This window comes from Pseudomonas lundensis, assembly GCF_002269125.1.
In the GTDB taxonomy this organism is placed as follows: domain Bacteria; phylum Pseudomonadota; class Gammaproteobacteria; order Pseudomonadales; family Pseudomonadaceae; genus Aquipseudomonas; species Aquipseudomonas lundensis_A.
Genome location: NZ_NQKI01000007.1, coordinates 73,036 through 99,405, shown reverse-complemented (window position 1 = coordinate 99,405; position 26,370 = coordinate 73,036). Strand labels below are relative to the sequence as shown.

Sequence of the window (26,370 nt, the reverse complement as noted above, 5' to 3'; positions counted from 1 at the left end):
TGAGCCCATTGGCGTCGAGATTGTTATGGATAAATTGATTATTACCGGCGGTGCCCGTCTAGATGGCGAGATCCGCATTTCCGGGGCGAAAAACTCTGCCTTGCCGATTCTGGCTGCGACCCTACTGTGCGATGGCCCGGTGACGGTGGCCAACCTGCCGCATTTGCATGACATCACTACCATGATCGAGCTCTTTGGCCGCATGGGCATTGAGCCGGTGATCGATGAGAAGCTGTCGGTCGAAATCGACCCGAGAACGATCAAGACCCTGATCGCCCCGTACGAGCTGGTTAAAACCATGCGTGCCTCGATCCTGGTACTCGGCCCGATGGTTGCCCGTTTCGGTGAAGCTGAAGTGGCGTTGCCTGGCGGTTGCGCCATCGGCTCGCGTCCGGTAGATCTGCATATCCGCGGCCTTGAGGCCATGGGTGCAGTGATCGACGTTGAAGGCGGTTACATCAAGGCCAAGGCGCCGGAAGGTGGCTTGCGTGGTGCCAGCTTCTTCTTCGATACCGTCAGCGTGACCGGTACTGAAAACATCATGATGGCCGCAGCACTGGCCAAAGGCCGTAGCGTTCTGCAAAACGCGGCTCGTGAGCCTGAAGTGGTCGACCTGGCCAACTTCCTGAACGCCATGGGAGCCAAGGTCAGCGGTGCGGGCACTGACACCATTACCATTGATGGCGTAGAGCGTTTGCACCCTGCGACCTATCGCGTGATGCCGGACCGTATTGAAACCGGTACTTACCTGGTCGCTGCTGCCGTTACGGGTGGCCGCGTCAAGGTCAAGGACACCGATCCGACCATCCTCGAAGCCGTGCTTGAGAAACTCAAGGAAGCGGGCGCCGAGATCACGACCGGCGAAGACTGGATCGAGCTGAACATGCACGGCAAGCGTCCAAAGGCCGTCAATGTACGCACTGCTCCGTACCCGGCATTCCCGACCGATATGCAGGCGCAGTTCATCTCGTTGAACGCCATCGCTGAAGGCACCGGCGCCGTGATCGAGACCATCTTCGAAAACCGCTTCATGCACGTGTACGAGCTGCACCGCATGGGCGCCAAGATCCAGGTCGAAGGCAACACAGCCATCGTGACCGGCACTGAAACCCTCAAGGGCGCGCCGGTGATGGCAACCGACCTGCGTGCGTCGGCCAGCCTGGTGATTTCGGCACTGGTGGCCGAAGGCGATACGTTGATCGATCGCATCTACCACATAGACCGTGGTTACGAGTGCATCGAAGAAAAACTGCAAATGCTGGGTGCCAAAATCCGCCGCGTTCCGGGCTAGTTTTTGGCAACAGGCATCAGGGGCACACGGACTGTGTCCAGCCGCCAGGTGACGTAACGGTTTTGACGCGTTACCTTACCTGGCCTCGAATCGTTCAAGTCGAGCCTGATTATCAGGCTCGATGTTTGTCCGGCGCCGATTGCGTCCGGGCATAAGTACCCTGATAAGGACTTACGTTTCCCATGCTGACCATTGCATTGTCCAAGGGCCGTATCCTTGACGACACCCTGCCGCTTCTGGCTGAAGCGGGTATCGTGCCGACCGAGAATCCGGACAAGAGCCGCAAGCTGATCATCCCGACCTCTCAGCCAGACGTACGTTTGCTGATCGTTCGTGCTACTGACGTACCGACTTACGTTGAGCACGGTGCCGCTGACCTTGGCGTTGCCGGTAAAGATGTATTGATGGAGTACGGCGGTCAGGGCCTGTATGAGCCGCTGGACCTGCGCATTGCCCAGTGCAAACTTATGACTGCCGGTGCCGTAGGTGCTGTCGAGCCTAAAGGCCGTCTGCGCGTGGCGACCAAGTTCGTCAACGTGGCCAAGCGTTATTACGCTGAACAGGGCCGTCAGGTCGACATCATCAAGCTGTACGGCTCCATGGAGCTGGCACCGCTGATCGGTCTCGCCGACAAAATTATCGACGTGGTCGATACCGGTAATACCTTGCGCGCCAATGGCCTGGAACCCCAGGACTTCATTGCCGCCATCAGCTCCCGTCTGGTGGTCAACAAGGCTTCCATGAAAATGCAGCACGCCCGCATTCAAGCCCTGATCGATACCCTGCGCAAAGCAGTGGAATCCCGACACCGCGGCTGACTCACCCGCGCGTCCCCGGGCGCGCCCATCTATCCGTGCAATAGCCAGAAATCTCAGGTACCCGCGCGGATGGCTTGGTAGTCTTGCGGTGCCTGAGCTGTGCAACATCCTAACTTCTAAGCATTCGCCAATTACCGAGGCCCTCGCTATGACCGCTCCCACTGCAATTCGCCGTCTCAACGCTGCTGATCCGGATTTCGCGCAGCATCTGGATCACCTGCTGAGCTGGGAAAGTGTGTCTGACGACTCGGTTAACCAGCGCGTGCTCGACATCATCAAGGCTGTGCGCGAGCGTGGCGACGCGGCGCTGGTGGAGTTCACCCAACGCTTCGACGGCCTTGAAGTGGCCTCGATGGCGGACCTGATCTTGCCTCGTGAGCGCCTGGAACTGGCCTTGACCCGCATCACGGCCGAGCAACGCGAGGCGCTGGAGAAAGCCGCCCAACGCGTGCGCAGCTACCACGAAAAGCAAAAGCAGGACTCCTGGACTTACACCGAAGCCGACGGCACGGTGCTGGGGCAAAAAGTCACGCCGCTGGACCGTGCAGGGCTGTATGTGCCCGGCGGCAAGGCGTCGTACCCGTCGTCGGTGTTGATGAATGCGATTCCGGCCAAGGTGGCCGGTGTGACCGAAGTGGTCATGGTGGTGCCGACCCCGCGGGGTGAGATCAACGAACTGGTTCTGGCTGCCGCGTGCATTGCCGGCGTGGACCGGGTGTTCACCATCGGGGGGGCGCAGGCGGTAGCAGCGCTGGCCTATGGCACCGAAAGCGTGCCGAAAGTCGATAAGGTCGTCGGGCCGGGCAACATTTATGTCGCCACTGCCAAGCGCCACGTGTTTGGTCAGGTCGGCATCGACATGATCGCCGGGCCTTCGGAGATTCTTGTGGTATGCGACGGCCAGACCGACCCGGACTGGATCGCCATGGACCTGTTCTCCCAGGCCGAGCACGATGAAGACGCGCAAGCGATTCTGGTCAGCCCGGATGCCGTGTTCCTCGATAAGGTGGCGGCTAGCATTGCCAAACTGTTGCCGACCATGGAGCGCGCCGAGATCATCAATACCTCAATCAACGGTCGTGGTGCGTTGATTCTGGTGGACGACATGCAGCAGGCCATCGACGTGGCCAATCGCATCGCCCCGGAACACCTGGAGTTGTCTGTCGCTGATCCGCAAGCATGGTTGCCGCAGATTCGTCATGCCGGAGCAATCTTCATGGGCCGTCACACCTCAGAAGCGCTGGGCGATTACTGCGCCGGTCCTAACCACGTGTTGCCCACCTCGGGCACGGCGCGCTTCTCTTCGCCGTTGGGGGTGTATGACTTCCAGAAGCGCTCCTCAATCATCTTCTGCTCTGAACAAGGCGCCTCCGAGCTGGGCAAAACGGCTTCGGTACTGGCCCGTGGCGAGTCGCTGACCGGCCACGCCCGCAGTGCCGAGTACCGGATCATCGCCGATCAAAAGGGGCAATAAGCATGAGCAAATTCTGGAGTTCTTTCGTTAAAGACCTGGTGCCTTACGTGCCGGGCGAGCAGCCGAAACTGACCCGACTGGTCAAGCTCAACACCAACGAAAACCCTTACGGCCCTTCGCCTAAAGCACTCGCGGCGATGCAGGCCGAGATCAATGACAACCTGCGTTTATACCCGGACCCGAACAGCGACCTGCTCAAGCAGGCGGTGGCTGACTATTACGGGGTGAAAGCCAATCAGGTTTTTTTGGGCAACGGTTCGGATGAAGTGCTGGCGCATGTGTTCAATGGCTTGTTCCAGCACGACCAGCCGTTGTTGTTTCCGGACATCAGCTACAGCTTTTATCCGGTGTATTGCGGGCTGTACGGCATTGAGTTCGAGCCCGTAGCGCTGGATGCACAGTTCCAGATCCAGCCAGCCGATTACGCCAGACCCAATGGCGGCATCATCTTCCCGAACCCGAATGCGCCAACGGGTTGCCTGCTGGCGCTGGAAACCATCGAGCAGATACTCAACGCCAACCCTGACTCGGTGGTGGTGGTCGACGAAGCCTACATCGACTTTGGCGGGCAGACAGCAATTAGCCTGGTGGATCGTTATCCGAACCTGCTGGTCACCCAAACCCTGTCCAAATCCCGCTCGCTGGCAGGTTTGCGGGTAGGGCTCGCGGTAGGGCATCCCGACTTGATCGAGGCGCTGGAGCGCATCAAAAACAGCTTCAACTCCTACCCGCTGGACCGCCTGGCGATAGTCGGTGCGGCTGCAGCGTTCGAGGACCGTGAGTATTTCGAGCAGACCTGCAAGGCCGTCATTGACAGCCGTGAACAACTGGTCGGGCAACTTGAGGGGCTGGGTTTTGAGGTGCTGCCGTCAGCGGCCAACTTCATCTTCGCCCGCCACCCGGAGCACGATGCCGCGGCGTTGGCCGCCAAGTTGCGTTTACAAGGTGTGATCGTGCGTCACTTCAAGCAACTGCGGATCGACCAGTTCTTGCGCATCACCATCGGCACGCCGGAGCAGAACGCGGCGTTGATTGAAGGGTTGTCAGACGTTTAATCACGCTGTGTTGCCGCTGCCCATGACGCAGAAGTCGTCCGGGCAGCGGCAACAGCGGGCGTGTTTATTCCTGCTGTGGCGGCTGTTCCTGTGGTGGACGCAAGCCCACTTCGGCAGTCAGTTTCAGCTCTTTGCCATTACGCATCACCTGTATGCTGATTTTCTCCGACGGCTTGATTCGTGCCACCTGGTTCATTGAGCGACGGCCATCGCTGGCGGGTGCACCATCGATGCTCAGGATCACATCGCCCAATTGCAGGCCGGCTTTTTGCGCCGGGCCATCACGGAAAATCCCCGCCACGACAATCCCCGGACGACCGCTCAGGCCGAACGATTCGGCCAGGTCCGGGGTTAGCGGCTGCACTTCAATCCCCAGCCAGCCACGAATCACTTGGCCGTGTTCGATGATCGACTTCATGACCTCCATCGCCAGATTGATCGGGATGGCAAAGCCGATGCCTTGGGAACCGCCGGATTTGGTGAAAATAGCCGTGTTGATGCCGGTCAGGTTGCCATTGGCGTCCACCAGTGCGCCGCCGGAGTTACCCGGATTGATCGCTGCATCGGTCTGGATGAAGTCTTCGTAGTTGTTCAGGCCCAGCTGGTTCCGGCCGGTGGCACTGATGATGCCCATGGTCGTGGTCTGGCCGACCCCGAACGGGTTGCCGATTGCCAGTGCAATGTCACCGATGCGCAGGCTGTCGGAGCGACCAATGGTAATGGCAGGCAGGTTTTTCAGATCAATCTTGAGCACGGCCAGGTCGGTTTCCGGGTCGCTACCGATCACCCGGGCCAAGGTTTCGCGACCATCCTTGAGGGCCACAACAATCTGGTCGGCGTTCAGCACCACGTGGTTATTGGTGAGCAAATACCCTTCGGGGCTCATCAATACCGCCGAGCCGAGGCTCGATTCCATGCGTTTTTGCTTGGGGGCGTTGTTGCCGAAAAAGTGACGGAACTGCGGGTCTTCAAACAAGGGGCGGGCGTTGCGGTTCACCACCTTGGTGGTGTACAGGTTGGCCACGGCTGGCGCAGCGCGCACCACCGCATCGGCGTAAGTGACCGGTCCTTGCTGCGCATAATTGGTTTGCGGCGCCTGTTGCAGATTAACGTCCAGACTCGGCAGCCCGACCCATTGCGGGTAGCGCTGAATAATCAGCAAAGCGATAAGAACGCCGGCCAGCAGTGGCCAGCCAAAGAAACGCAAAGCCTTGAGCATTGAACTAAGTCCTGAAGGTTGCAGAGCCACCATGACGGCCCATAATGGCGGCCATTATACGAGGGCTGCGCGCCTCTGAACGCTATATTTAGGAGTCTTTTATGGCAGTCGCCTTGAGCACGCTGGTCGAAGAAGCAAATCGATACCTCAATTGCGCTGCAATCAGCGATTACTGCCCCAACGGCTTGCAGGTTGAGGGGCGGCCGCAAGTGCTGCGCATCGTCAGTGGCGTGACGGCCAGTCAAGCCTTGCTGGAGGCGGCCGTGGAGGCCGGGGCCGACCTGATACTGGTGCATCACGGTTACTTCTGGAAAGGTGAAGACCCTTGCGTCACCGGCATGAAGCAGCGACGTCTGAAAACCTTGCTCAAGCACGACATCAGCTTGCTGGCCTACCACTTGCCGCTCGACCTGCACCCGGACGTGGGCAACAACGTTCAACTGGCGCGGCAACTGGACATCACCGTTGAAGGGCCGCTGGATCCCGATAATGCCAAAGTGGTAGGGCTGGTGGGCTCGTTGACAGAGCCCATGACGGCGCGGGACTTTGCCAGACGGGTGCAAGACGTACTGGGGCGTGAACCACTGGTGATAGAAGGCAGCCAAATGATTCGGCGTGTCGGCTGGTGCACTGGAGGCGGGCAGGGCTATATCGATCAAGCCGTCCAGGCAGGCGTTGACCTGTACCTGAGCGGCGAAGCGTCCGAGCAAACCTTTCACAGCGCCCGTGAAAACGACATCAGCTTCATTGCCGCCGGGCATCACGCGACCGAGCGTTATGGCGTGCAAGCGCTGGGTGATTACCTCGCCCGACGTTTTGCCCTGGAGCACCTGTTCATCGATTGCCCCAACCCGATCTAGCCGCTCACTGACAGGCGCGGCCGCTGCAACACCCTGCAGGTTTCTGACAGCCTGCAGCCCTTTTTCAGTGGCGCTGAGCCCAAACCCCGCGATCTATTCTTAGACTTTTTCGATCTAGTTGGCGCCCTCAATATAAGCAGGTGCTGTGCTAGCATTCTCCGCTCGAACACGGCCCGCAGGCCGTTCATAAGATAGCTTTCGTGAGTAGCCATGGTCGACAAACTGACGCACCTGAAACAGCTGGAGGCGGAAAGCATCCACATCATCCGCGAGGTGGCTGCCGAGTTCGATAACCCGGTAATGCTGTACTCGATCGGTAAAGATTCCGCCGTGATGCTGCACCTTGCCCGCAAGGCGTTTTTCCCTGGCAAGCTGCCGTTTCCGGTGATGCATGTCGACACGCAGTGGAAATTCCAGGAGATGTACCGCTTCCGCGACAAGATGGTCGCTGAGTTGGGCCTGGACTTGATCACTCATGTCAACCCGGACGGCGTGGCGCAGGGCATCAACCCGTTTACCCATGGCAGTGCCAAGCACACTGACATCATGAAAACCGAGGGCCTGAAACAGGCGCTCGACAAGTACGGCTTTGATGCGGCCTTCGGTGGCGCGCGCCGCGACGAAGAAAAATCCCGCGCCAAAGAGCGTGTGTATTCGTTCCGTGACAGCAAACACCGCTGGGACCCGAAGAACCAGCGCCCCGAGTTGTGGAACGTCTACAACGGCAACGTGAACAAAGGCGAATCGATCCGCGTCTTCCCGTTGTCGAACTGGACCGAACTCGATATCTGGCAGTACATCTACCTCGAAGGCATTCCGATTGTGCCGCTGTACTTCGCCGCCGAGCGTGAAGTCATCGAGAAGAACGGCACCCTGATCATGATTGATGACGAGCGGATCCTTGAGCATTTGTCTGAAGAAGACAAGGCGCGCATCGTCAAGAAAAAAGTCCGTTTTCGTACGCTGGGCTGCTACCCGCTGACCGGCGCGGTGGAATCCGAGGCTGAAAGCCTGACGGACATCATCCAGGAAATGCTCCTGACGCGTACTTCCGAGCGCCAGGGCCGAGTCATCGATCACGATGGCGCCGGCTCAATGGAAGATAAAAAACGTCAAGGTTATTTCTAAGGGGTTGTCATGTCGCACGTATCTGATTTGATCAGCGAGGACATCCTCGCCTACCTGGGCCAGCATGAACGCAAAGAGATGTTGCGCTTCCTGACCTGCGGCAACGTCGATGACGGCAAAAGCACCCTGATCGGGCGCTTGCTGCACGACTCCAAGATGATCTACGAAGATCATCTGGAAGCCATTACCCGCGATTCGAAAAAAAGCGGCACCACGGGCGATGACATCGACTTGGCCTTGCTGGTAGATGGTCTGCAAGCCGAGCGCGAACAGGGCATTACCATTGACGTGGCCTATCGCTACTTCTCCACCGCCAAGCGTAAATTCATCATTGCCGACACCCCGGGCCATGAGCAGTACACCCGTAACATGGCCACCGGTGCGTCGACCTGTGATCTGGCGATCATTTTGGTGGATGCCCGTTACGGCGTGCAGACCCAGACCCGCCGCCACAGTTTTATTGCGTCGTTGTTGGGCATCAAACACATCGTGGTCGCCATCAACAAGATGGACCTCAAAGGGTTTGACCAAGGCGTGTTCGAGTCGATCAAGGCGGACTACCTGAAGTTTGCCGAAGGCTTGAAGATGAAGCCGAGCAGCCTGCACTTCGTACCGATGTCGGCCCTCAAAGGCGACAACGTGGTGAACAAGAGCGAGCGTTCGCCGTGGTACACCGGGCAATCGTTGATGGAAATCCTTGAAACTGTCGAAGTCGCGGCCGACCGCAATCTGACGGACTTGCGCTTTCCGGTGCAATACGTGAACCGCCCAAACCTGAACTTCCGTGGGTTTGCCGGTACGCTGGCCAGCGGCATCGTGCGCAAGGGCGATGAAGTGATGGTATTGCCATCGGGCAAGAGCAGCCGGGTCAAATCCATCGTCACGTTTGAAGGTGAACTGGAGCACGCAGGGCCGGGTCAGGCGATTACGCTGACCATGGAAGACGAGATCGACATCTCCCGTGGCGACTTGCTGGTGCATGCCGACAGCGTACCGCCGGTGACTGACAACTTTGAAGCCATGCTGGTGTGGATGGCCGAGGAGCCGATGCTGCCGGGCAAGAAATACGACATCAAGCGCGCGACCAGCTACGTGCCGGGTTCCATTGCGAGCATCGTCAACAAAGTGGATGTCAACACGCTGGAAGAAGGCCCGGCCAGTGCTTTGCAACTGAACGAAATCGGCAAGGTCAAGATCAGCCTCGACGCACCGATTGCGCTGGATGGTTACGACAGTAACCGCACCACGGGCTCTTTCATCATCATTGATCGCCTGACCAATGGCACCGTGGGTGCAGGCATGATCGTTGCCCAGCCGGTCAGCCATGGCAGCTCAAGCCATCATGGCAAACTGGCCCACGTGACGACTCAAGAGCGTGCGCAACGTTTCGGTCAGCAACCGGCGACCGTGTTGTTCAGCGGGTTGTCGGGCGCGGGTAAAAGTACCCTGGCCTACGCCGTTGAGCGCAAGTTGTTCGACATGGGCCGTGCGGTATTTGTGCTTGATGGCCAGAACCTGCGCCATGACCTGAACAAAGGGCTGCCCCAGGACCGCGCCGGGCGCACCGAAAACTGGCGCCGTGCAGCGCATGTGGCGCGCCAGTTCAACGAAGCGGGTCTGCTGACGCTGGCCGCTTTCGTGGCACCGGATGCACAGGGCCGTGATCAGGCTAAAGCGTTGATCGGGGATGATCGTCTGATTACCGTGTATGTGCAGGCGTCACCTGCGGTATGCGCTGAACGTGACCCGCAAGGTTTGTATGCCGCCGGTGGTGACAACATTCCGGGGGACTCCTTCCCGTATGACGTCCCGCTCGATGCAGACCTGGTGGTTAACACGCAGGCGTTGACGGTTGATGAAGGCGTCAAGTTGGTACTGGACCTGTTGCGTCAACGCGGCGCGATTTAAGCCGCAATGAAAAAGCCCGCTACCGAGAGATCGGTGGCGGGCTTTTGTATATCTGCTTGCGAATCAGCCTTTGGGGTATTCGCGATGCAACTCGCCCAGCAGGCGGTCTTTGTCTTCCCACAATTGGTTGATCCAGCCCTGAAATGCCAATTTGTACTCGGCATCCTGATCGTAGTTACGACCCAGAAACTCAGCCGGAATGCTCAACTCTTCAAACACCACCACGACCTCGCGCACGTTGCCGCACAGCAGATCCCAGTAACCGGGGCGCCCGCCGGGGTAATGAATGGTCACGTTGACGATGGATTTCAGTTGCTCGCCCATGGCGTCCAGCACAAAGGCAATCCCGCCTGCCTTGGGCTTGAGCAGGTAGCGAAAGGGGGATTGCTGTTGGGCATGCTTGGCTTCGGTGAAACGTGTGCCTTCCACAAAGTTGAAAATCCCGACCGGCTGGTTTTTAAACTTTGCACAGGTTTTGCGCGTCGTCGCCAGATCGGCGCCTTTTTTCTCGGGGTGTTTGGCCAGGTACGCCTTGGAGTAGCGTTTCATGAACGGGAAACCCAACGCCCACCACGCCAGACCAATCACTGGCACCCAGATCAGTTCCTGCTTGAGGAAGAACTTTAGCGGGCGGATGCGTTTATTGAGCACGTATTGCAAGACCATGATGTCGACCCAGCTCTGGTGGTTGCTGGTCACCAGGTACGAATGCTCATAATCGAGCCCCTCCAGCCCCTTGATCTGCCAGCGGGCATGGCCCAGCAGGTCCATCCAGCGTTTGTTATTGCTGACCCACGCTTCGTGGATATGGCGCATCAGCCAGTCGGTGCAGCGCTGGGCGGCTGCAAAGGGCAGGCACAGTTTGAAAATGGCCACCACGAACAGCGGCGTGCAGCACACGATGGTGTTGATCGCCAGCAGCAGTGAAGCAATCACGCCGCGTAACGGCGCAGGCAGGAAGTCCAGCATTTACACATCCATAGGTCGGTTGGCGGCTTGAATCGCCGTGAGGGCGATGGTGTACACAATGTCGTCGACCTGGGCGCCGCGGGGAAGGTCGTTCACCGGTTTGCGCAGGCCTTGCAGCATGGGGCCGAGGCTGACGCAATCAGCGCTGCGTTGCACGGCTTTGTGGGTGGTGTTGCCGGTATTGAGGTCCGGGAACACAAACACGGTGGCACGTCCGGCCACCTGGCTGTTGGGGGCGAGTTGTCGTGCCACCTCCACATTGGCTGCTGCGTCGTATTGCAACGGCCCGTCAATCAGCAGGGCGTGTTGTGATTCGTGCGCCAGCAGGGTCGCTTCACGGACTTTTTCGACCTCTTCACCACTGGCCGAGTCGCCGCTGGAATAACTGATCATCGCCACCCGCGGTGTGATGCCGAACGCAGCCGCAGAGTCGGCGCTTTGCAGGGCGATTTCGGCCAGTTCAGCCGCCGACGGGTGCGGGTTCATTACGCAGTCGCCATAGACCAGTACCTGCTCGGGGAAAAGCATGAAGAACACCGACGACACCAGCGTGCAGCCAGGCGCGGTCTTGATCAGTTGCAGGGCCGGGCGGATGGTGTTGGCGGTGGAATGAATAACCCCGGAGACCAAACCGTCCACTTCGTCCAGCGCCAGCATCATGGTGCCGATCACGACTGGGTCTTCAAGCTGCTGTTCAGCCATCGGGGCATTGAGGCTTTTGGTTTTGCGCAGCGCGACCATGGGCTCGACATACCGATCACGAATTACGTCGGGGTCGAGTATTTCCAGCCCGTCCGGCAGTTCAAACCCGTGGGCCTTGGCCACCGCCCGCACTTCATCAGGCTTGGCCAGCAAAACACAGCGCGCAATGCCGCGCGCCTGACAGATCGCCGCTGCCTGCACGGTTAATGGCTCGCTGCCCTCAGGCAAGACGATACGTTTGTTGACTTGCTGGGCCCGCTGGATCAATTGATAGCGGAATACGGCAGGGGTCAGGCGCATTTCGCGCGGTGTGCCGCAACGCTGGTGCAGCCACTTGGCATCCAGGTGGCTGGCCACGAAATCGGTGATGATTTCCGCACGCTCGCGGTCATCAATCGGGATTTCCTTGTTCAAGTTGTTCAGGCGATTGGCTGTGTCATACGAACCGGTACTGACTGACAGCACGGGTAGACCCGCCTGCAGGGCACCGCGGCACAGCTCCATCAGGCGCGGGTCGGGTTGGGTGTCGCTGGTCAGCAGCAATCCGGCCAGTGGCACGCCATTCATCGCTGCCAGGCTGACAGCCAGAATGATGTCGTCGCGATCACCGGGCGTTACCACCAACACACCGGGCTTGAGCAGTTGCAGCGTGTTGAGCACGGTGCGGGCGCACAAAATGATTTTTGACATGCGCCGGGTCTCGTAGTCCCCGGCATTGAGCACCTGGGCGCCCAGCAAGTCGGCCACGTCGCGGGTACGCGGCGCGTTAAGCTCGGGCTGGTACGGGATGCAGCCCAACAGCTTGAAGTCGCCTGTACGCAGCAGTGGCGAGTGTTCTTTAAGGCGCGCGGCGAAGTCTTCCATGCTTTCGTCAGTGCGTACCTTGTTCAGGATCACACCGAGGACTTTCGGGTCTTTGGGGCCGCCAAACAGTTGAGCCTGCAATTCGACACGGCCCGAGAGTTCGGTCAGCACTTCATTTTCGGGGGCCGAGACCAGAATCACCTCTGCATCGAGGCTCTTGGCCAGATGCAAGTTGACCCGAGCGGCATAGCTGGCGCTGCGGGTCGGGACCATGCCTTCGACGATCAGGACGTCTTTGCCGACCGCCGCTTGTTGATAGAGGGTGATGATTTCTTCGAGCAGTTCATCCAGTTGGCCATCGCCCAGCATCCGCTCAACGTGCGCCAACCCTAACGGCTGCGGCGGTTTCAGGCCATGGGTGCGCGCTACCAGTTCGGTCGAGCGCTCCGGGCCGACATCGCCGGGGTGCGGCTGGGCAATTGGCTTGAAAAAGCCGACTTTCAGACCGGCACGCTCCAGGGTGCGCACCAGGCCGAGGCTGATAGAAGTCAGGCCCACACCAAAATCAGTGGGGGCAATAAAGAAAGTTTGCATGCGAGCTTCCTGACGTGAGCAGTGCAAGGGCACGCCCGTCGAACGGGTCATGTGCCAGAATCAATTGCCAAGATTAGCGCTATCCGCCTCTTGAGCACACCAGCCACACGCAAAGGGCTGACCTATTTTTGCGCGGCGCTGCTCGGGGTCGAGCACCCAGGCCCGTGATTGCCAGGGCGGTTGATGACGCTGGTGTTGAGTGTGGCCACAGGACAGTATGGCCACCCAATGCGCCTCTTCATCCTGTCGCCATCCAATGATTGTTGAACTTTTCAAAGTTATCCGTTGGTCTTGGTTGTGTTTTGTTGTGTTCGCTTTCGAGCGTTTGCTTGGTTAAACTGGCGCACTCAATTTTTTTGCAAAAGGTCTCGCCCCATGACGATCGCCGCCAATAAGGCTGTCTCCATCGACTATACCCTGACCAACGACGCTGGTGAGGTCATCGACAGCTCCGCCGGTGGCGCGCCGCTGGTTTACCTGCAAGGCGCAGGTAACATCATTCCAGGCCTGGAAAAGGCCCTGGAAGGCAAAGCAGTCGGTGACGAGCTGGACGTTTCCGTAGAGCCTGAAGACGCTTACGGCGAGTACTCTGCCGAGCTGGTCAGCACGTTGAGCAGCAGCATGTTCGAAGGCGTTGACCAACTGGAAGTGGGCATGCAGTTCCACGCGTCGGCGCCGGACGGCCAGATGCAAATCGTGACCATCCGTGACCTGGACGGCGACGACGTGACTGTTGACGGCAACCACCCGTTGGCTGGTCAGCGTTTGAACTTCAAAGTGAAAGTTGTTGCTGTTCGTGATGCGAGCGAAGAAGAAGTTGCTCACGGCCACGTACACGGCGAAGGCGGTCATCAGCACTGATAATGGCTGCTACGCTCTGTCGAGCGAGCCAAAGAAGGGCGCCTGCGGGCGCCTTTTTTCATCTGTAAAGCATATGGCGATCGGCACCCGGAGCGATTGCCTGAACCCGATCCCGAGATTTTGGAGTCCGTCATGAGTGCTTTTCACGGCCTTACCCTGGACGCCCTCGACGGCAAGGAACTGCCACTGGCCAGCTTTAAGGGCAACGTCGTGCTGGTGGTGAACGTGGCTTCCAAGTGCGGCTTGACACCCCAGTACGCAGCGCTGGAAAACCTGTATCAGAACTACAGGAACCAAAAATTCAGCGTGCTGGGCGTGCCCTGCAACCAGTTTGCCGGTCAGGAGCCAGGCACCGGGGAGGAGATTCAGGCGTTCTGTAGCCAGAACTACGGCGTGAGTTTCCCGATGTGCAGCAAACTTGATGTCAATGGCCCTGAACGTCATCAGCTCTATCGCTTGCTGGCAGGCGAAGGGGCCGAATTTCCGGGCGACATCACCTGGAACTTTGAAAAATTCCTGATGGGCAAGGACGGTCGCGTATTGGCGCGCTTTTCCCCGCGAACGCCACCGGACGACCCCAGCGTTATTCAGGCGATTGAAAAAGCCCTGGCTTAACGTTTTTTTCACCGTTACGGGAACCGGCATCGCTTGCGGGCCGGTTTGACGGTTACACGCGCTGTACAGCAACCCTTCAAACTGCCTGATGATGGTGGACCAGCCCTGACGACTGGCATGCAGGCGCGCATTAAGGCGCACTGTTCGCAGGGTTTCCGGGTTTTCCAGCAGCCAGCACGCGGCTTGCGTCCAAGCATGTTCATCCCCCGTCATGGCCAGCACGCCGTTATACCCCTGGCGGATGTGCAAGCCCGCAGCGGCTTCGTCATACGCCACCACGCCCAGCCCTGACGCCAGAGCTTCGAGTACCACGTTGCCAAAGGTTTCGGTCATGCTCGGAAACAGAAACACATCACCACTGGCGTAATGATCGGCCAGCGCCTCCCCGCACTGTATGCCGCAAAAAATGGCTTCGGGCAGCGATGCTTCGAGGGAGGTCCGTTTTGGGCCGTCCCCGACGATGATCAATTTGAAGCGTCGCGAGGGGTAACGCGCTTCCAATACCTGCAAACAACGCTTGAGCGCGCCGAGGTTCTTTTCCGGGGCCAGCCGTCCTACATGCAGCAGCGCGATGTCGCCTTCACGCAGGCCCCAGCTTTGACGCAAGGCATGTTGGCGTCTGGCCGGGTTGAAGAGCCGGCTGTCGACCCCCCGACTCAGCAGGTGCAGGCGCTCAAAGTGCCTGCGTTCCAGCTCAAGACGCTGGCTGCTACTGGGCACCAGCGTCAGAGCGCAACGGTTATGAAACCAGCGTAAATAGTGGGTCAGGGCACGCGTGATGAAGCCCCAGCCGTACGGGTGAGCGTACTGCTGGAAATTGGTATGAAAACCGCTGACCACGGCAATTCCCATGCGTCTGGCCACCCGCAAAGCACTCAGCCCCAACGGCCCTTCGGTGGCGATGTACACCACGTCCGGACGCTGTAGCTGCCAGCGTTTGTTCAAGCGCCGGGCTGAAGTCATGCCCCATTGCAAGCCGGGGTAGCGAGGGATAGGCCAGCCGCGGCACAGCATCAAGTGCTCATGACTGCGCTGATTGCCGTCCACGCTTTGCCGCGGGCGAATCAGCTCCACGTGGTGATTGAGCGCGCGCAGCCCTTCATACAGATGGCCAAGGGTATGGGCCACGCCGTTGATTTCGGGTGGGAAGGTTTCAGTGACAAGGGTGATACGAAGGGCAGTGGTCATGACTCCAGTGTCGGGTGGAGCCATGACGTCAATGTTTCACGGTGATGATGGATTGATGAATCTGTCAGCGGCGCTCAAGTGCCTCTTCCCCGCGCTCGCGCACCCAGAACAGCGTGGCGCCAGCCACTGCGGCGGGCATCATCAGCAGGTTGACCACCGGGATCAGCAACACCAGGTAAACAATCCCGCCAAAACTCATGCTCTGCCAGCGTTTTTCACGCAGCCAGGCGAGCATCTCGTTCCAGCCCAGCTTGTGGTTGTCGGCCGGGTAGTCGATGTATTGGATGGCCATCATCCAGATTCCGAATACCAACCACAGGGGCGCGGCGATCAAGTTCAATACAGGGATAAACGACAGGATGAGCAAGGCAATGGCGCGAGGCAGGAAATACCCCAATTTGCGCATTTCCCGAGCCAGCGTGCGTGGCACCATGGCGATCAATTCGCCCCAACTGAACGCGGGAAAGTCATCGCTGCCACGCACCACGACCTCAACTTTCTCAGACAAAAAGCCATTGAACGGGGAGGCAATAATGTTGGCCAGCAGGGTGAACGTAAAAAAAACCATCAACGCCACCAGCACCACGAACAGTGGCCAGAGCACGTAATTAAGAAAACTCAGCCAGGCGGGCAGCGAGGGCATTAATGTATCGACCCAGAGGCTGAACTGATGGCCGGCAAAGTAGATCAGGCCGACGAACAGCACCAGGTTGATCAGCAGCGGCAACAGCACAAACACGCGCAGGCCAGGGCTAAGTACCAGCTTGAGGCCTTCGCGCAAGTAGTGCGGGCCAGAAAGAACAGGGGCGGGCATAGTGGGCTCCGGGCAGTGGGAAAACCGGGCGACCTTAGCGGCTTTATAGACGCCGCGAAAGCCTTGGTTCGGGATCGACAATAACTGTTACAAAGGCGCCTCAAGGACGCCAGTGATCTCATTGAGACCTGCTATGAGCTGGATTGTTAAACCGTATTTCCTTAATCTCTGCCACCTCGATACGCTGCACCCACAATTTTTCAGGATCGACGCGTTTCAGGTCTAGCCTGTATACCTTCGCGATCCCTTTTTATTCCAGCCGTTCTAGCGGCGTTCCGACCCGGTTTGATGCGGGCGGTCATAGGAGTGAGTCATGTCTGAAGTACGTCATTCGCGAGTGATTATTCTGGGTTCCGGCCCTGCCGGTTACAGCGCTGCTGTCTATGCGGCCCGTGCCAACCTCAAACCACTGCTGATTACGGGCATGCAGGCGGGCGGTCAATTGACCACCACCACTGAGGTCGACAACTGGCCGGGTGATGTTCATGGCCTGACCGGTCCTGCGCTGATGGAGCGTATGCGCGAGCACGCCGAGCGCTTCGAAACCGAGATCGTGTTCGACCATATCAACGAAGTCGACCTCAAGAACAAGCCGTTCACCCTCAAAGGCGACAGCGGTACGTTCACCTGTGACGCCCTGATCATCGCCACCGGCGCCAGCGCTCGCTACCTGGGCCTGCCGTCCGAAGAAACCTTCATGGGCAAAGGCGTGTCGGCGTGCGCGACGTGCGACGGTTTCTTCTATCGCAACAAGCCGGTCGCCGTTGTAGGCGGTGGTAACACGGCTGTTGAAGAAGCGCTGTACCTGGCCAATATCGCCAGCAAGGTGACGCTGATTCACCGTCGTGAAACCTTCCGCGCCGAGAAGATCCTGATCGATAAGCTCAACGCCCGCGTGGCCGAAGGCAAAATTGAGCTCAAGCTCAACGCGACCCTGGACGAAGTACTGGGCGACAACATGGGCGTGACGGGCGCGCGTCTGAAAAACAACGATGGCAGCTTTGACGAAATCAAGGTAGACGGCGTGTTCATCGCCATTGGCCATACCCCGAACACCTCGTTGTTCGAAGGTCAGCTGGAACTCAAAGATGGCTACTTGGTTGTGCAGGGCGGCCGCGAAGGTAACGCCACCGCGACCAGCATCGAAGGCGTGTTTGCTGCTGGTGACGTAGCAGACCACGTGTACCGTCAGGCCATTACGTCGGCTGGCGCAGGCTGCATGGCCGCACTGGACACCGAGCGTTACCTGGACGGCTTGCAGAACGCCGACTTCTGATTGCCGCCTGAACAGCAGGGCGCAGTGGGGCTTTAGTCCCCTGTAGCCCGGTTTACATCAATGCCCGCCTCTCACGATGCGGGCATTTTTGTAGGCGAAGGTTAAGGCCAGTCGTTCACCTCCTGTCTGGCGCTTGCCGCTCTATGCGATATACCTCAGCGAAAATCTCGGTGATGTCATGCCGTGGGTATTGCTTTATGAGGGTGCGAACCTTGTCGCTGAGCCGCACCAACGTGTTGCTGGGCTTGCCCCGTTGTTCCATTGGCACGGGTTGCGACCAGTCGATCATGGCCTGAGGCAGGGCACGGCGGCCGGTTTTTTCGATGCGTTTGATTTCCCACTCGACCAGGCGATTGGGCAACGTCCAGAAGGTCATGACGTGGTACAGGTACCAGAAAAATGCATACACCCAACCCACCTCTTTCTCACGCAAACGCCGGTGCAGGCCGGCCCGGGCATTGCGGAACGTGTGCAGCCCTTCATGGGGCGGATCGTTTGGCCCTTGCAGCCCCAGCGGGTCCTGCATGGCCTTGAGGTCATTCAGCTCGTATTCCATATAAGCGCGTACCGCTTCCCAGTGAGCGATGCCCAGTTGCGACCCGGCGCACTGGAGTTCCAGAGTGACCCATTCACCCTCATGTTCAAAGCCCATGCCCATGCCGTACTGGCGGGTGACGCCGTATTGCGTAGCGCTGTGGGATTGAATCACCCACGCGCAGAGGGATTCCCAGGGCACAAACAAAGGCTCGGTAGCCCCGGCGGGGGTAAAACAGACTTCGCGCCGTTGCCGGTTGAGCGGGTGGGGATGACTTCGGTGAAGTGTTTATGGGCTTTGAGCCAGACGAAAAGGCACATGGCGGTTATGAAAAGCCACATCATTATGGCTATGGGCCAGCTAAAGAAGAAAACGTCCTCTATTACTTCCCTGACCAGATCGGGAGAAAAGTCGTTCAGGACTGCCAGAAATCCGCTGATCATCGGGAAACCAAAAGCGACGAAACAGGCAAACGTAAATGGCGCTCCCAACCACAACTGGTACGAGGGCACATTGGGTTTACCGCCCCCAAAGTCTAAATACACATCGTTGATGTCACTGATATACGGGCAGTACGGATGGGCGTCCGTAGGAAGAGGTAACGGTGCCAGGTATGTCTTGCGACCCGTCAGGAAAGGTTCGATATCACCTGCCCGACGTAACGATTCAGGCGCAGAGGTCAAATGCGATTTGTTTGGGTATTCAGGCATTAGGGATTTCCTTTAATGCCCAAATGTCGACAGTCAACAATGTCAACGCAGGAGAGGGCAACGATTGATCGGCTGAGGGATAGCGACCCTCCTCAAAGGGGTTCAAGTGGATAAAGTGCGAACGCACGACCGGTTGGCCCTGTTCATCCAAAGATTTCAGCTGAAGTTCAAGCAACAGCTCTTCATGCAACTTGTCGTTAATGTGTTCGGGGTGATTCGGATAGCTCAGGTTTAGCCTGAGCCCCGGTGTAACAGGTGCGCCCGTTTCCACACGAAACAGCCTGGCCTGTACCGGTTCACTGAGTTCTTCCGCGTACTTTCTGGGGCGTCTGCCCCCGTCCAATACCGTGATAAAACGCCGGGCCCCGACCTTTAACCCGTGATGGGGCTGCCCGCCCAATGGCGCTTCAAAGTCTTGCAGGCTTAAACCGGGCAGATTGATGGTGATCTCCCCGACTTGATTGGCCGGGAACCAGCCTGCCAAATACGAGCGTTCCGGACGGCGCTCGACTTGAACGAAGGGGGCTTGCAGTAGCGCTTGAAGGTGACTTTGAAAGCCGGCGAGGCTGAGGTTCTTTTGTTTGTCTGTTTCCAGCCCCCACGGTGTACTTTGAAGCCACTGGTCGTGGGCGCTGGTGTTGTAGTGGTTGAACAGCCAGGTCCCGGCCAGTTCGAGCAGGGTGAACAGCCCTCCTACAAGACTGAAGCGGTAAAACACAAGGGAAAGGCGAGCTCCGGATGTTATCCAAGCGGCAGCTCGGGCTGGGCCTTGAGCTGTCCTGGATACGTCGAGTAACGAGCCAAGACTATTCAAGAGACCATATGCATTGCTGGCGCCTAATCCGCTGGCACTGATTAACTGTATTACGGCACCGTTTTGAGCGCTTCGGTTACCGCTTCGTACGGATTCAACCCAATTGCCGAGGTAGCTCTTATAACTATTTGCCGCTGAGATAAGGCCGAAAATATACGTCCCAGTTCCCAAACCAGCATGCAACTTCCCCAGAGTGACTTGTAAATGACTTGCAGAGGTCACTCTTAAACTGGTTTTCAAATTTTTAATCTGAGCATTCAGTGCCGTATCAAAAATCCCTTGAGCAGCAGCAAAGCCACTTGCACTGGTTGCTGCCAGAGAGCTGGCAAGTGGCATAAACTTACGATCTTCCCGAGAAACACCAAATGTCTCTTTAAGCATCTGATTCAAATTCACCATCTGCGCCACAAACAACAACAGCGCCGCTCCGTCCCCTAGGACGTTCATCACCGGCGCACGGCGAACCCCTTCTTTAAAGTTGCTCATTAAGCGGGCCACCTGATGGCGGCCTTCGGGGGGGAAGATAACGGTCATGCCTGCACGCGCAGGTGTCGATCCGAAGAGCCGTGCATGCTCGTCCGGCAGTTCCGGGATGGGGCTGATGCTGGCGGCCAGTCGGGCCTCTTCTTGGGTCAGTTGACTTCGAACGGTTTTGATTTCGTGAAGTAGCTGTTGGGATTTGAGTGAGCGATGGCCGTCAACGCGGTTGACCTGCTGGCGCGCATGCTTGAGTTTCAACAGGCTGTCGCGCAGCGCCAGGACATCCCTCAGGGTTTTACGCAAGCTGTCCCGCTCGGCCCTGGAGGCAAAGTGAAAGGTCGCTCCTTCAGTTTTGGCGGCCTGCAAGAGGCGCAAGGTCAAGGCTTGTGGCAGGTCGCGAAACAATTGATCCAGGTCTGGCATGGCGTTGCCTTTGACAATGCCGTCAAAACTGGCTGCGAGGGTTTCCAACCCGCGTTTCAAGGCCGGGCTCCAGGCGTGTTGTGCAGCATGGGCCACGTTGCGCGTGCTTTCCGGTAACTCGTCCAGCGCTGGCAGGCGACCGCGTTCCAGGCTGTCCAGACGCGCCAGTTGCTCAGGCAAGTTGTTGTACACGGCCATGCCGCTGGCAAATAAAAAGGCGTACTGAACCCACAACGCCGTTTGTTCACTAAAGGGCAAGGTGTAATACAGCGGGCGACAGAATTGCGGGTTGCGCTCGATGTAGGCCAGCAATTGGTCGCACGCTTCATCGCTGCGGCAAATATCTTTCAGACAGGCGTATTCAAGCGAGAACGCGTGACCCACTTGCGCCGCCTGTTGGGCATCGAAGTACCAGGCGGCGTTGTGAAAGGCGCCGCGGGTTATCAGGGCAACGCGGTCAGCGGTGATGCTGTCCAGCAAGCGGTTCCAGCGTTCAAGCCCGTTACGATGCGCCTGTAGCTCGCGGTCCATGGCTGGGCGGTCGATGAGCTCGTTCACGCCTCGCTGGCCGAACCGTGCGCCAAACAGAATATCCTGGGTATCGCTACTGCGTTTTTTACCCAGGGTAATCAACGCCTCGAAATGGTTCTCGACGAAAGCAGTGGGTGCTACGCGAAAATGCTCACGTGTGTAATAACGGCGATCGGTCTGTTCAATGGCTCTTAGCGCGAGCGATTGTTGCTCCGGCGTAGGCGTTTGCAGCGTAAGGGCATCTATCTCAGCGTCGCGCCGCAGGGCTTCAAGGGCTGCTGGAGTCGATGTGTTGGGGGGCGGCGTCATCAGTCCGCCGCGATTGAGGTACTCGTGCAGCGCTTTGCCCGTCACCGCGCGCTCGGGCTCAGGCAGTTTTTTGAAATCCTCCAGCATTGCCTGGATGGCCGGGTCATCGAGGGTGGCCGCGAATGTTTGCCAGTCCGACTCGGCTAACCACGTCAGGGACTCGATGTAACACCCCAACAGGTAATCACGCTCGTTGTTCCCGTTTTGCGCCCCACCGTTGGCCCATTCAGTTACCCAGCCTACGACTTCGTCCTGATAGTTGGCCAAGTCACGTAAAACGCCCAGCGTGTCATCCAGCACCAAATACAGGGTGTCAAAGTGATAGCCCGGCGCCACGCTGCTGGCCAGGGTGCCCATGGACATCGGTTTGAAGCGTCGGGGCTGCTCCCACAGGTAGGGCTGGCGCTCGTGTTCAGGGACTTCGGCAAGCAGGCGCTGTCGTTCGGTGTACGCCGCGTGTTCAGCCAGCGTTGCGTTCGGGCCAAGGTGCTGCTGATGATAGGCCACTGACTCTGTGGCCACTTCGGCCAGCCATTGCTCGGTCATTTGCGGTGTGAGCACGTGTGTACCGCCCGTTTGGCAGTCCGTCATGCCGAGATGCACCGGTTGCATAAAGTGAGCGCGTTCTTCGGCTGAGTTGAGCACTTGCCGGCATCGTTTAGCCGTCCACTGCGTCTCTGCATACGTGACATACAAAGTGCTGTGCCTGGACACAATCAAATGAGGCGGGCCGATTGACGTCTGGCGCTCATCGTCCGTGACGGTTGTCCCCTGTAGCAGCAATTGGGTGAGCAGGCCGTCAAGTAGCCGGTATTCAGACAACACACCTGTGTCACTGTCGATCACATACAACCAGCCGTCACGGGGCAACCGTACCCCAAGCGGGCGGCTGCTCAGGCGGTAGGGCATGGGCAGGGCGTCGGCGGGGTCCAGCGCCAGGTTGTCCACTAATCCGTAACGCAGTGGCACCAGTTGCAAGGTGGGCTTGCTAAGCGGGCATACGCCAAGCGCTACTTTGGCGTCCAGTCTGCTTCGGTTGATGTTGTTGGGGTTTCGGCGAGGGATGCTGTTGGCCATGTCTGAGGCTCCCGCAGGTGTGACGCCCGCGTCGGTTAAAAGACAGCCTCTCTCAAGACTTATGCCAACCCTCCTGTGGCCCTTGTAAAACGGCACATTCCCCTGCTGGCCGGGTGCAGGCTGGTGCTCAATGCCGGGTAAATTGCGCAGGTTGTTGCGCAATGCCCAGCACGTTTTTGCCAGGGACTCCCGAGGCCTTCTACTGCGCGGGTTGGCGTGTGGGATTGGGGCTTTATTCGAAAATGGTTGTGCAGCTTTCTGCGCAAAATCGCGGTTGCACTAAAAACCGCACGGGCGAGGCGTTATGCGCAGCGCGGGGTGGCAAGGAACGCCCTCATCGGTGCCGGCCAGCTTTGGGTGTATCATGTCGCGCAAACGCCCCAGCCGTGACGAATCTTGCCGATGCCCGATGTAACCAGCCCTGTTTTTCCTCCCGAACTGATTGCCCGGTTTGCGGCCGTGCAGCAGCACTTTCGTCAGGTCATCGTGCCGTTGTGGCAAGGCCCCGGCTGGAATGCCGAGCTGGCGCTGCCCTATGAAGCGTTGAGCGCTGCACATCAACCCCTGGCGCCCCAGCGTTATCGCGCCATGGCCTGTGCCCGTCAGCTGTACGTGTTTGCCAGCCTGATCGGTGACTCGGCATTTGCAGGCGCGGCCGAGCGTGCAGCGGCGCTGTTCCGCTCGTTGCAGCAACATTTTCATGACGCCGAGCACGGCGGCTGGTTCTACAGCATTGATCCGCAAGGCGCGCCGCTGGATCAGCGCAAAGACCTTTATACCCACGCTTTCATCATTTTTGCCTGTGCTCATTACTGGGCCAAGGTCCGTGAGCCGTTGGTTGAATCGGTGCTCAATGCAGCGTTAAAGGTCGTGGCCGAGCGTTTCAGCGATGGCAGCGGTTTGTATGAAGCCAGCTTGAACCGGGATTGGTCGACGCTGGGCAGCGGACCGCTGCAGAACCCGTTGATGCATTTGGCGGAAGGGTTTTTGGCAACGCTCTCGGTGCGTGAAGATGTGCCCACCCGCACCGCGTTGCTGGCGCTGGCCGAGGGCATGCAAAAACGCTTTATTGCCCCCGGGCACGGCGTGATGCTGGAAAAACCCTGCGGTGCGGCGGACAACTGGTTTGAGCCCGGGCATCAATTCGAATGGTATTTCCTGTTGCAGTCTTCGCCTTTGTTGCGCACGACAGCACTGCACGATTCGCTGGATCGCGCATTCGGTTATGCCGAACAGGTTGGGGTGGATGCACAAACCGGCGCGGTGTGCGGCATGCTGGGCAGTGACGGGCAAGTGCGCGATGGCACTCAACGGATCTGGGCGCAGGCCGAGTATGTGCGAGCGCTCACCCTGCGGCACGGTTGCATTGAGCGTCTGCAACGCCAGTTGCAGGCGTTGCAGCAGCATTTTTTGCACGACGCTGGCTGGTACGAGTGCCTGGACCCGCAAGGTCGGGTCAGCCGCGCAGACATGCCCTCAACCACCCCCTATCACCTGGCCACTTGTTACAGCGGCCTGGCGCAGTACTTCGGGTCAGGCCGCCCGGTTTAAACCTTGTGCGTCAGCGGCGGGGCAGTGAATGTCACCCCGGCCAGACCGTGAGCGATCAACGCGCGAATGTTGCCGTGATCGCTGCCTTCCGGTGTCGCCAGTACGCAGCGGTAATGTTCGCCAAATGCCAGCAGCGCTTCCTGATCGCTCAACCCTTCGAGTAAAGCCAGACCCAATGTTTTGCACGAGCCTTCGTTTTGCCCGGCGGCGTTTTCCACGTCGCCGTTGGTGAATGCGTGTGGCTGGTAATCGTAATGCTCGGCGATGAAGGCCAACGTATCGGCAAAAACATGTTCGCCGCTGTTCAGGCTGGCGCGCAGGGTATTCAGATCAGTCATGCTGTTTTCCTTGGGCAAACGCCGCCGCCTGTTCGGCAGAAGCTTCTTTCTGGTACTGGGCTTTCCATTCGGCATACGGCATGCCGTAGACCACTTCGCGGGCGTCATCCAGGCTCAGCTCGATCTGGCGCTCATCGGCTGCGGCCTTGTACCACTTGGACAGGCAGTTGCGACAAAAGCCCGAAAGGTTCATCAGGTCAATGTTCTGTACATCTTTGCGGCTGTCGAGGTGGGCAACGAGGCGGCGAAAGGCGGCTGCTTCGAGTTCAAGGCGTTCCTGGTCAGTCATTGGGAGCTCCGGGTGTAAAAGGGGGGCAGCTTAGCGGCTGGCCGCCAGGGTAATCGAGACCGATTCGGCAAAGCGCAGGGCATGCGGTTTGTCGACTTCTACTTCGGCATACAACACCGCCGTGTTAGCCATCACCAGATCCAGTAATTCCTGGGTCAGCCGTTCCAGCAGGGCAAAGCGATTTTCTTCAACGTGGGCAATCACCGCTTTGGTGATGGTGCGGTAGTTGAGCGCGTGGTCGATGTCGTTATCGCGCACGGCTTCTTGTGCCGCGTACAGGATGGTGAGATTGATCAGCACATCCTGTTTGTTGCGGATTTCGTCTTCATTGATGCCAATGAAGGTGCGCAGGCACAGGTCCTTGACGCGAATACGGGCCATTCCTGGCTGTAGTTGTGGCATTACGGCTTGCTCCGTCCAATCAGTTGCAAGAACTCCGTACGGGTACTGGGCTCGCGAAACGCGCCGAGCATGACCGACGTGTTCATGGTTGAATTCTGTTTTTCGACGCCGCGCATCATCATGCACATGTGCTTGGCTTCAATGACCACCGCGACCCCGGCAGCGTGGGTGATGCCTTGAATGGCATCGGCGATTTCCCGTGTCAGGTTTTCCTGAATCTGCAGGCGCCTGGCGAACATGTCGACAATGCGCGCGACTTTCGACAAACCGAGTACTTTGCCAGTCGGGATATAGGCGACGTGGGCCTTGCCGATAAAGGGCAACAGGTGGTGTTCGCATAAGGAGTACAGCTCGATGTCGGCAACGATCACCATTTCATCGCTGTCCGAGGCGAAGAGCGCGCCGTTGACGATCTCTTCAAGGCTCTGGCCGTAGCCGTGACACAGGTATTGCATCGCCTTGGCGGCGCGTTTCGGGGTGTCGAGCAAGCCTTCGCGGTCAGGGTCCTCACCGAGACCCACCAGGATCTCGCGGTAATGCTCAGGCAATGATGTGCTCATTAAAATACTTCCTCGAGGACGGCTTATTTGAGATGCCGACCGCCATTAACGGTCAGGGTGGTGCCGGTGACATAGGGGTTGTCCAGCAGATAACGCAGGCTTTGATAAATAACCTCCGCGCCAGGCTCGATCCCCAGCGCAGACTTGGCCAGGGCTTTGGTGCGGTATGTCGCGTCATCGTCCGGGTTGAACATCAACAGCGCCGGTGCGATGCCGTTGACTTTGATCCGTGGCGCCAGTTTAGCTGCGAATGACAGGGTCAGGCTGTCGAGACCGGCTTTCGTGGCGCAATAAGCAATGTGATTGCTGCTGCCCTTGCGCGTGACATCGTCACTGATGTGCACAATGTCCGCGGGAGTGGAGCGTTCCAGCAGCTCACTGCAGTGCAGGTTGATCAGGTAGGGCGCGAGCATATGGACGCTGAACATCTGCGTGAAATCGCTGATTTGAGTGTCATCGCTTTCTGGAAGCCAAGCCGATGCGTTGTGCACAATGGCGCGCAGGGTGTCGGTATGGCTTTTCAATTGTTCGATGAACGCGAGAATGCCGTGCTCGGTTGAAAAATCAGCCTGTATCGCCGTGGCCCCAAGATCGCGCAAGGTCTGCACGCCGGGTTTTTCAGTGCGATAGCTGAAGATCACGGAATAACCGTCTGCCAACAATTGCTGCGCACAGTGCAGGCCGATGCGCTGGCCGGCGCCCGTGATTAAAAGGGGGGCTGAGTGAGAAGGCATGGCAGGCTCGGGTCAGGAGAACAGGAGTGTGCAGTGGCGTA

Annotated in this window: 23 protein-coding genes and 2 pseudogenes; 11 read left to right on the top strand and 14 right to left on the bottom strand. The window is 58.4% G+C overall.

Annotated features, from left to right (window positions below; all coding sequences use genetic code 11):
- The first annotated feature begins 25 nt into the window (after window positions 1-25).
- The 4 genes from murA to hisC all read left to right on the top strand — a co-directional run bounded on the left by murA (window position 26) and on the right by hisC (window position 4,638).
- Window positions 26-1,291: a UDP-N-acetylglucosamine 1-carboxyvinyltransferase gene (murA, locus tag CJF39_RS06755; protein WP_094992702.1), complete on the top strand. Its 1,266-nt coding sequence runs from the start codon at window positions 26-28 to the stop codon at window positions 1,289-1,291.
- A 182-nt stretch (window positions 1,292-1,473) separates the two neighbouring features.
- Window positions 1,474-2,109, top strand: a complete 636-nt coding sequence (gene hisG / locus CJF39_RS06750) for an ATP phosphoribosyltransferase (protein WP_047273377.1) — start codon at window positions 1,474-1,476, stop codon at window positions 2,107-2,109.
- A 148-nt stretch (window positions 2,110-2,257) separates the two neighbouring features.
- Complete coding sequence (gene hisD, locus CJF39_RS06745) at window positions 2,258-3,583, top strand: histidinol dehydrogenase (protein ID WP_094992701.1); 1,326 nt, start codon at window positions 2,258-2,260, stop codon at window positions 3,581-3,583.
- 2 nt (window positions 3,584-3,585) lie between these two features.
- The gene (gene hisC / locus CJF39_RS06740) at window positions 3,586-4,638 is read left to right on the top strand and encodes a histidinol-phosphate transaminase (protein ID WP_094992700.1); all 1,053 of its coding nucleotides are present in this window, start codon (window positions 3,586-3,588) and stop codon (window positions 4,636-4,638) included.
- Window positions 4,639-4,702: 64 nt separating this feature from the next.
- Here the strand turns inward: hisC and algW are convergent, their stop codons facing one another.
- A complete protein-coding gene (algW, locus tag CJF39_RS06735) occupies window positions 4,703-5,857 on the bottom strand; it encodes a Do family serine endopeptidase AlgW (protein ID WP_047273380.1) in 1,155 nt (384 codons plus the stop codon).
- A 101-nt stretch (window positions 5,858-5,958) separates the two neighbouring features.
- On the opposite strand from algW, the gene CJF39_RS06730 reads away from it, so the two are divergent.
- The 3 genes from CJF39_RS06730 to cysN all read left to right on the top strand — a co-directional run bounded on the left by CJF39_RS06730 (window position 5,959) and on the right by cysN (window position 9,753).
- A complete protein-coding gene (locus CJF39_RS06730; RefSeq protein ID WP_094992699.1) occupies window positions 5,959-6,717 on the top strand; it encodes a Nif3-like dinuclear metal center hexameric protein in 759 nt (252 codons plus the stop codon).
- A gap of 210 nt (window positions 6,718-6,927) precedes the next feature.
- Window positions 6,928-7,845 carry a sulfate adenylyltransferase subunit CysD gene (gene cysD, locus CJF39_RS06725; RefSeq protein ID WP_094992698.1) on the top strand — a complete coding sequence of 306 codons (918 nt, stop codon included), beginning with the start codon at window positions 6,928-6,930 and terminating at the stop codon, window positions 7,843-7,845.
- Window positions 7,846-7,854: 9 nt separating this feature from the next.
- The gene (cysN, locus tag CJF39_RS06720) at window positions 7,855-9,753 is read left to right on the top strand and encodes a sulfate adenylyltransferase subunit CysN (RefSeq protein ID WP_094992697.1); all 1,899 of its coding nucleotides are present in this window, start codon (window positions 7,855-7,857) and stop codon (window positions 9,751-9,753) included.
- A gap of 63 nt (window positions 9,754-9,816) precedes the next feature.
- Here cysN and CJF39_RS06715 read toward each other — a convergent pair whose 3' ends face one another.
- The 3 genes and pseudogenes from CJF39_RS06715 to CJF39_RS23540 form a co-directional block, all read right to left on the bottom strand.
- A complete protein-coding gene (locus CJF39_RS06715; RefSeq protein WP_094992696.1) occupies window positions 9,817-10,722 on the bottom strand; it encodes an acyltransferase in 906 nt (301 codons plus the stop codon).
- On the bottom strand, window positions 10,723-12,822 hold the full coding sequence (pta, locus tag CJF39_RS06710) for a phosphate acetyltransferase (RefSeq protein WP_094992695.1): 2,100 nt from the start codon (window positions 12,820-12,822) through the stop codon (window positions 10,723-10,725).
- Between the two features lie 60 nt (window positions 12,823-12,882).
- A pseudogene (locus CJF39_RS23540) lies at window positions 12,883-13,229 on the bottom strand (DUF3565 domain-containing protein).
- Between CJF39_RS23540 and CJF39_RS06700 the strand changes: the two are divergent.
- Together CJF39_RS06700 and CJF39_RS06695 are read left to right on the top strand one after the other, a co-directional pair.
- Window positions 13,198-13,683 carry an FKBP-type peptidyl-prolyl cis-trans isomerase gene (locus CJF39_RS06700; protein WP_094992694.1) on the top strand — a complete coding sequence of 162 codons (486 nt, stop codon included), beginning with the start codon at window positions 13,198-13,200 and terminating at the stop codon, window positions 13,681-13,683. The pseudogene CJF39_RS23540 and the gene CJF39_RS06700 overlap by 32 nt on opposite strands.
- Before the next feature lie 132 nt (window positions 13,684-13,815).
- The gene (locus tag CJF39_RS06695) at window positions 13,816-14,298 is read left to right on the top strand and encodes a glutathione peroxidase (protein WP_094992750.1); all 483 of its coding nucleotides are present in this window, start codon (window positions 13,816-13,818) and stop codon (window positions 14,296-14,298) included.
- 45 nt (window positions 14,299-14,343) lie between these two features.
- Here the strand turns inward: CJF39_RS06695 and CJF39_RS06690 are convergent.
- Window positions 14,344-15,510 (bottom strand): annotated as a pseudogene (locus CJF39_RS06690) (glycosyltransferase family 4 protein); the annotation flags it as partial.
- Window positions 15,511-15,550: 40 nt separating this feature from the next.
- Window positions 15,551-16,300, bottom strand: coding sequence for a sulfate transporter CysZ (gene cysZ, locus CJF39_RS06685; RefSeq protein ID WP_094992693.1), 750 nt, complete (start codon window positions 16,298-16,300; stop codon window positions 15,551-15,553).
- 313 nt (window positions 16,301-16,613) lie between these two features.
- Between cysZ and trxB the strand changes: the two genes are divergently transcribed.
- Window positions 16,614-17,576 carry a thioredoxin-disulfide reductase gene (gene trxB / locus CJF39_RS06680; RefSeq protein ID WP_094992692.1) on the top strand — a complete coding sequence of 321 codons (963 nt, stop codon included), beginning with the start codon at window positions 16,614-16,616 and terminating at the stop codon, window positions 17,574-17,576.
- A 115-nt stretch (window positions 17,577-17,691) separates the two neighbouring features.
- Here trxB and CJF39_RS23275 read toward each other — a convergent pair whose 3' ends face one another.
- From CJF39_RS23275 to CJF39_RS06670, 3 genes are read right to left on the bottom strand one after another with little or no spacing between them, the layout of a single operon-like run.
- Window positions 17,692-18,312 carry a hypothetical protein gene (locus CJF39_RS23275; protein WP_249275329.1) on the bottom strand — a complete coding sequence of 207 codons (621 nt, stop codon included), beginning with the start codon at window positions 18,310-18,312 and terminating at the stop codon, window positions 17,692-17,694.
- Window positions 18,282-18,821 (bottom strand): hypothetical protein, encoded by a 540-nt coding sequence (locus tag CJF39_RS23270; protein ID WP_249275328.1) that lies wholly within the window; start codon window positions 18,819-18,821, stop codon window positions 18,282-18,284. Before CJF39_RS23270 ends, CJF39_RS23275 begins: the two co-directional genes overlap by 31 nt.
- Window positions 18,814-22,455 (bottom strand): toxin VasX, encoded by a 3,642-nt coding sequence (locus CJF39_RS06670; protein WP_249275327.1) that lies wholly within the window; start codon window positions 22,453-22,455, stop codon window positions 18,814-18,816. The genes CJF39_RS23270 and CJF39_RS06670 overlap by 8 nt, the downstream gene beginning before the upstream one ends.
- Window positions 22,456-22,857: 402 nt before the next feature.
- Between CJF39_RS06670 and CJF39_RS06665 the strand changes: the two genes are divergently transcribed.
- On the top strand, window positions 22,858-24,006 hold the full coding sequence (locus CJF39_RS06665) for an AGE family epimerase/isomerase (protein WP_094992691.1): 1,149 nt from the start codon (window positions 22,858-22,860) through the stop codon (window positions 24,004-24,006).
- Here the strand turns inward: CJF39_RS06665 and CJF39_RS06660 are convergent.
- From CJF39_RS06660 to folM, 5 genes are read right to left on the bottom strand one after another with little or no spacing between them, the layout of a single operon-like run.
- Window positions 24,003-24,344, bottom strand: coding sequence for a HopJ type III effector protein (locus CJF39_RS06660; protein ID WP_094992690.1), 342 nt, complete (start codon window positions 24,342-24,344; stop codon window positions 24,003-24,005). The genes CJF39_RS06665 and CJF39_RS06660 overlap by 4 nt on opposite strands.
- On the bottom strand, window positions 24,337-24,633 hold the full coding sequence (locus tag CJF39_RS06655) for a DUF1244 domain-containing protein (RefSeq protein ID WP_094992689.1): 297 nt from the start codon (window positions 24,631-24,633) through the stop codon (window positions 24,337-24,339). The genes CJF39_RS06660 and CJF39_RS06655 overlap by 8 nt, the downstream gene beginning before the upstream one ends.
- A 30-nt stretch (window positions 24,634-24,663) precedes the next feature.
- On the bottom strand, window positions 24,664-25,035 hold the full coding sequence (folX, locus tag CJF39_RS06650) for a dihydroneopterin triphosphate 2'-epimerase (RefSeq protein ID WP_047273396.1): 372 nt from the start codon (window positions 25,033-25,035) through the stop codon (window positions 24,664-24,666).
- On the bottom strand, window positions 25,035-25,595 hold the full coding sequence (folE, locus tag CJF39_RS06645) for a GTP cyclohydrolase I FolE (protein ID WP_094992688.1): 561 nt from the start codon (window positions 25,593-25,595) through the stop codon (window positions 25,035-25,037). Before folE ends, folX begins: the two co-directional genes overlap by 1 nt.
- Window positions 25,596-25,618: 23 nt before the next feature.
- Window positions 25,619-26,329, bottom strand: coding sequence for a dihydromonapterin reductase (gene folM, locus CJF39_RS06640; protein WP_094992687.1), 711 nt, complete (start codon window positions 26,327-26,329; stop codon window positions 25,619-25,621).
- Between the last annotated feature and the right edge of the window lie 41 nt (window positions 26,330-26,370).

What these genes read in the sequence shown, in the direction of transcription:
- murA (WP_094992702.1), top strand. Translation starts at nt 26, where the DNA reads ATGGATAAATTGATTATTACCGGCGGTGCCCGTCTAGATGGCGAGATC.
- hisG (WP_047273377.1), top strand. Translation starts at nt 1,474, where the DNA reads ATGCTGACCATTGCATTGTCCAAGGGCCGTATCCTTGACGACACCCTG.
- hisD (WP_094992701.1), top strand. Translation starts at nt 2,258, where the DNA reads ATGACCGCTCCCACTGCAATTCGCCGTCTCAACGCTGCTGATCCGGAT.
- hisC (WP_094992700.1), top strand. Translation starts at nt 3,586, where the DNA reads ATGAGCAAATTCTGGAGTTCTTTCGTTAAAGACCTGGTGCCTTACGTG.
- algW (WP_047273380.1), bottom strand. Translation starts at nt 5,857, where the DNA reads ATGCTCAAGGCTTTGCGTTTCTTTGGCTGGCCACTGCTGGCCGGCGTT.
- CJF39_RS06730 (WP_094992699.1), top strand. Translation starts at nt 5,959, where the DNA reads ATGGCAGTCGCCTTGAGCACGCTGGTCGAAGAAGCAAATCGATACCTC.
- cysD (WP_094992698.1), top strand. Translation starts at nt 6,928, where the DNA reads ATGGTCGACAAACTGACGCACCTGAAACAGCTGGAGGCGGAAAGCATC.
- cysN (WP_094992697.1), top strand. Translation starts at nt 7,855, where the DNA reads ATGTCGCACGTATCTGATTTGATCAGCGAGGACATCCTCGCCTACCTG.
- CJF39_RS06715 (WP_094992696.1), bottom strand. Translation starts at nt 10,722, where the DNA reads ATGCTGGACTTCCTGCCTGCGCCGTTACGCGGCGTGATTGCTTCACTG.
- pta (WP_094992695.1), bottom strand. Translation starts at nt 12,822, where the DNA reads ATGCAAACTTTCTTTATTGCCCCCACTGATTTTGGTGTGGGCCTGACT.
- CJF39_RS06700 (WP_094992694.1), top strand. Translation starts at nt 13,198, where the DNA reads ATGACGATCGCCGCCAATAAGGCTGTCTCCATCGACTATACCCTGACC.
- CJF39_RS06695 (WP_094992750.1), top strand. Translation starts at nt 13,816, where the DNA reads ATGAGTGCTTTTCACGGCCTTACCCTGGACGCCCTCGACGGCAAGGAA.
- cysZ (WP_094992693.1), bottom strand. Translation starts at nt 16,300, where the DNA reads ATGCCCGCCCCTGTTCTTTCTGGCCCGCACTACTTGCGCGAAGGCCTC.
- trxB (WP_094992692.1), top strand. Translation starts at nt 16,614, where the DNA reads ATGTCTGAAGTACGTCATTCGCGAGTGATTATTCTGGGTTCCGGCCCT.
- CJF39_RS23270 (WP_249275328.1), bottom strand. Translation starts at nt 18,821, where the DNA reads ATGCCTGAATACCCAAACAAATCGCATTTGACCTCTGCGCCTGAATCG.
- CJF39_RS06670 (WP_249275327.1), bottom strand. Translation starts at nt 22,455, where the DNA reads ATGGCCAACAGCATCCCTCGCCGAAACCCCAACAACATCAACCGAAGC.
- CJF39_RS06665 (WP_094992691.1), top strand. Translation starts at nt 22,858, where the DNA reads ATGCCCGATGTAACCAGCCCTGTTTTTCCTCCCGAACTGATTGCCCGG.
- CJF39_RS06660 (WP_094992690.1), bottom strand. Translation starts at nt 24,344, where the DNA reads ATGACTGATCTGAATACCCTGCGCGCCAGCCTGAACAGCGGCGAACAT.
- CJF39_RS06655 (WP_094992689.1), bottom strand. Translation starts at nt 24,633, where the DNA reads ATGACTGACCAGGAACGCCTTGAACTCGAAGCAGCCGCCTTTCGCCGC.
- folX (WP_047273396.1), bottom strand. Translation starts at nt 25,035, where the DNA reads ATGCCACAACTACAGCCAGGAATGGCCCGTATTCGCGTCAAGGACCTG.
- folE (WP_094992688.1), bottom strand. Translation starts at nt 25,595, where the DNA reads ATGAGCACATCATTGCCTGAGCATTACCGCGAGATCCTGGTGGGTCTC.
- folM (WP_094992687.1), bottom strand. Translation starts at nt 26,329, where the DNA reads ATGCCTTCTCACTCAGCCCCCCTTTTAATCACGGGCGCCGGCCAGCGC.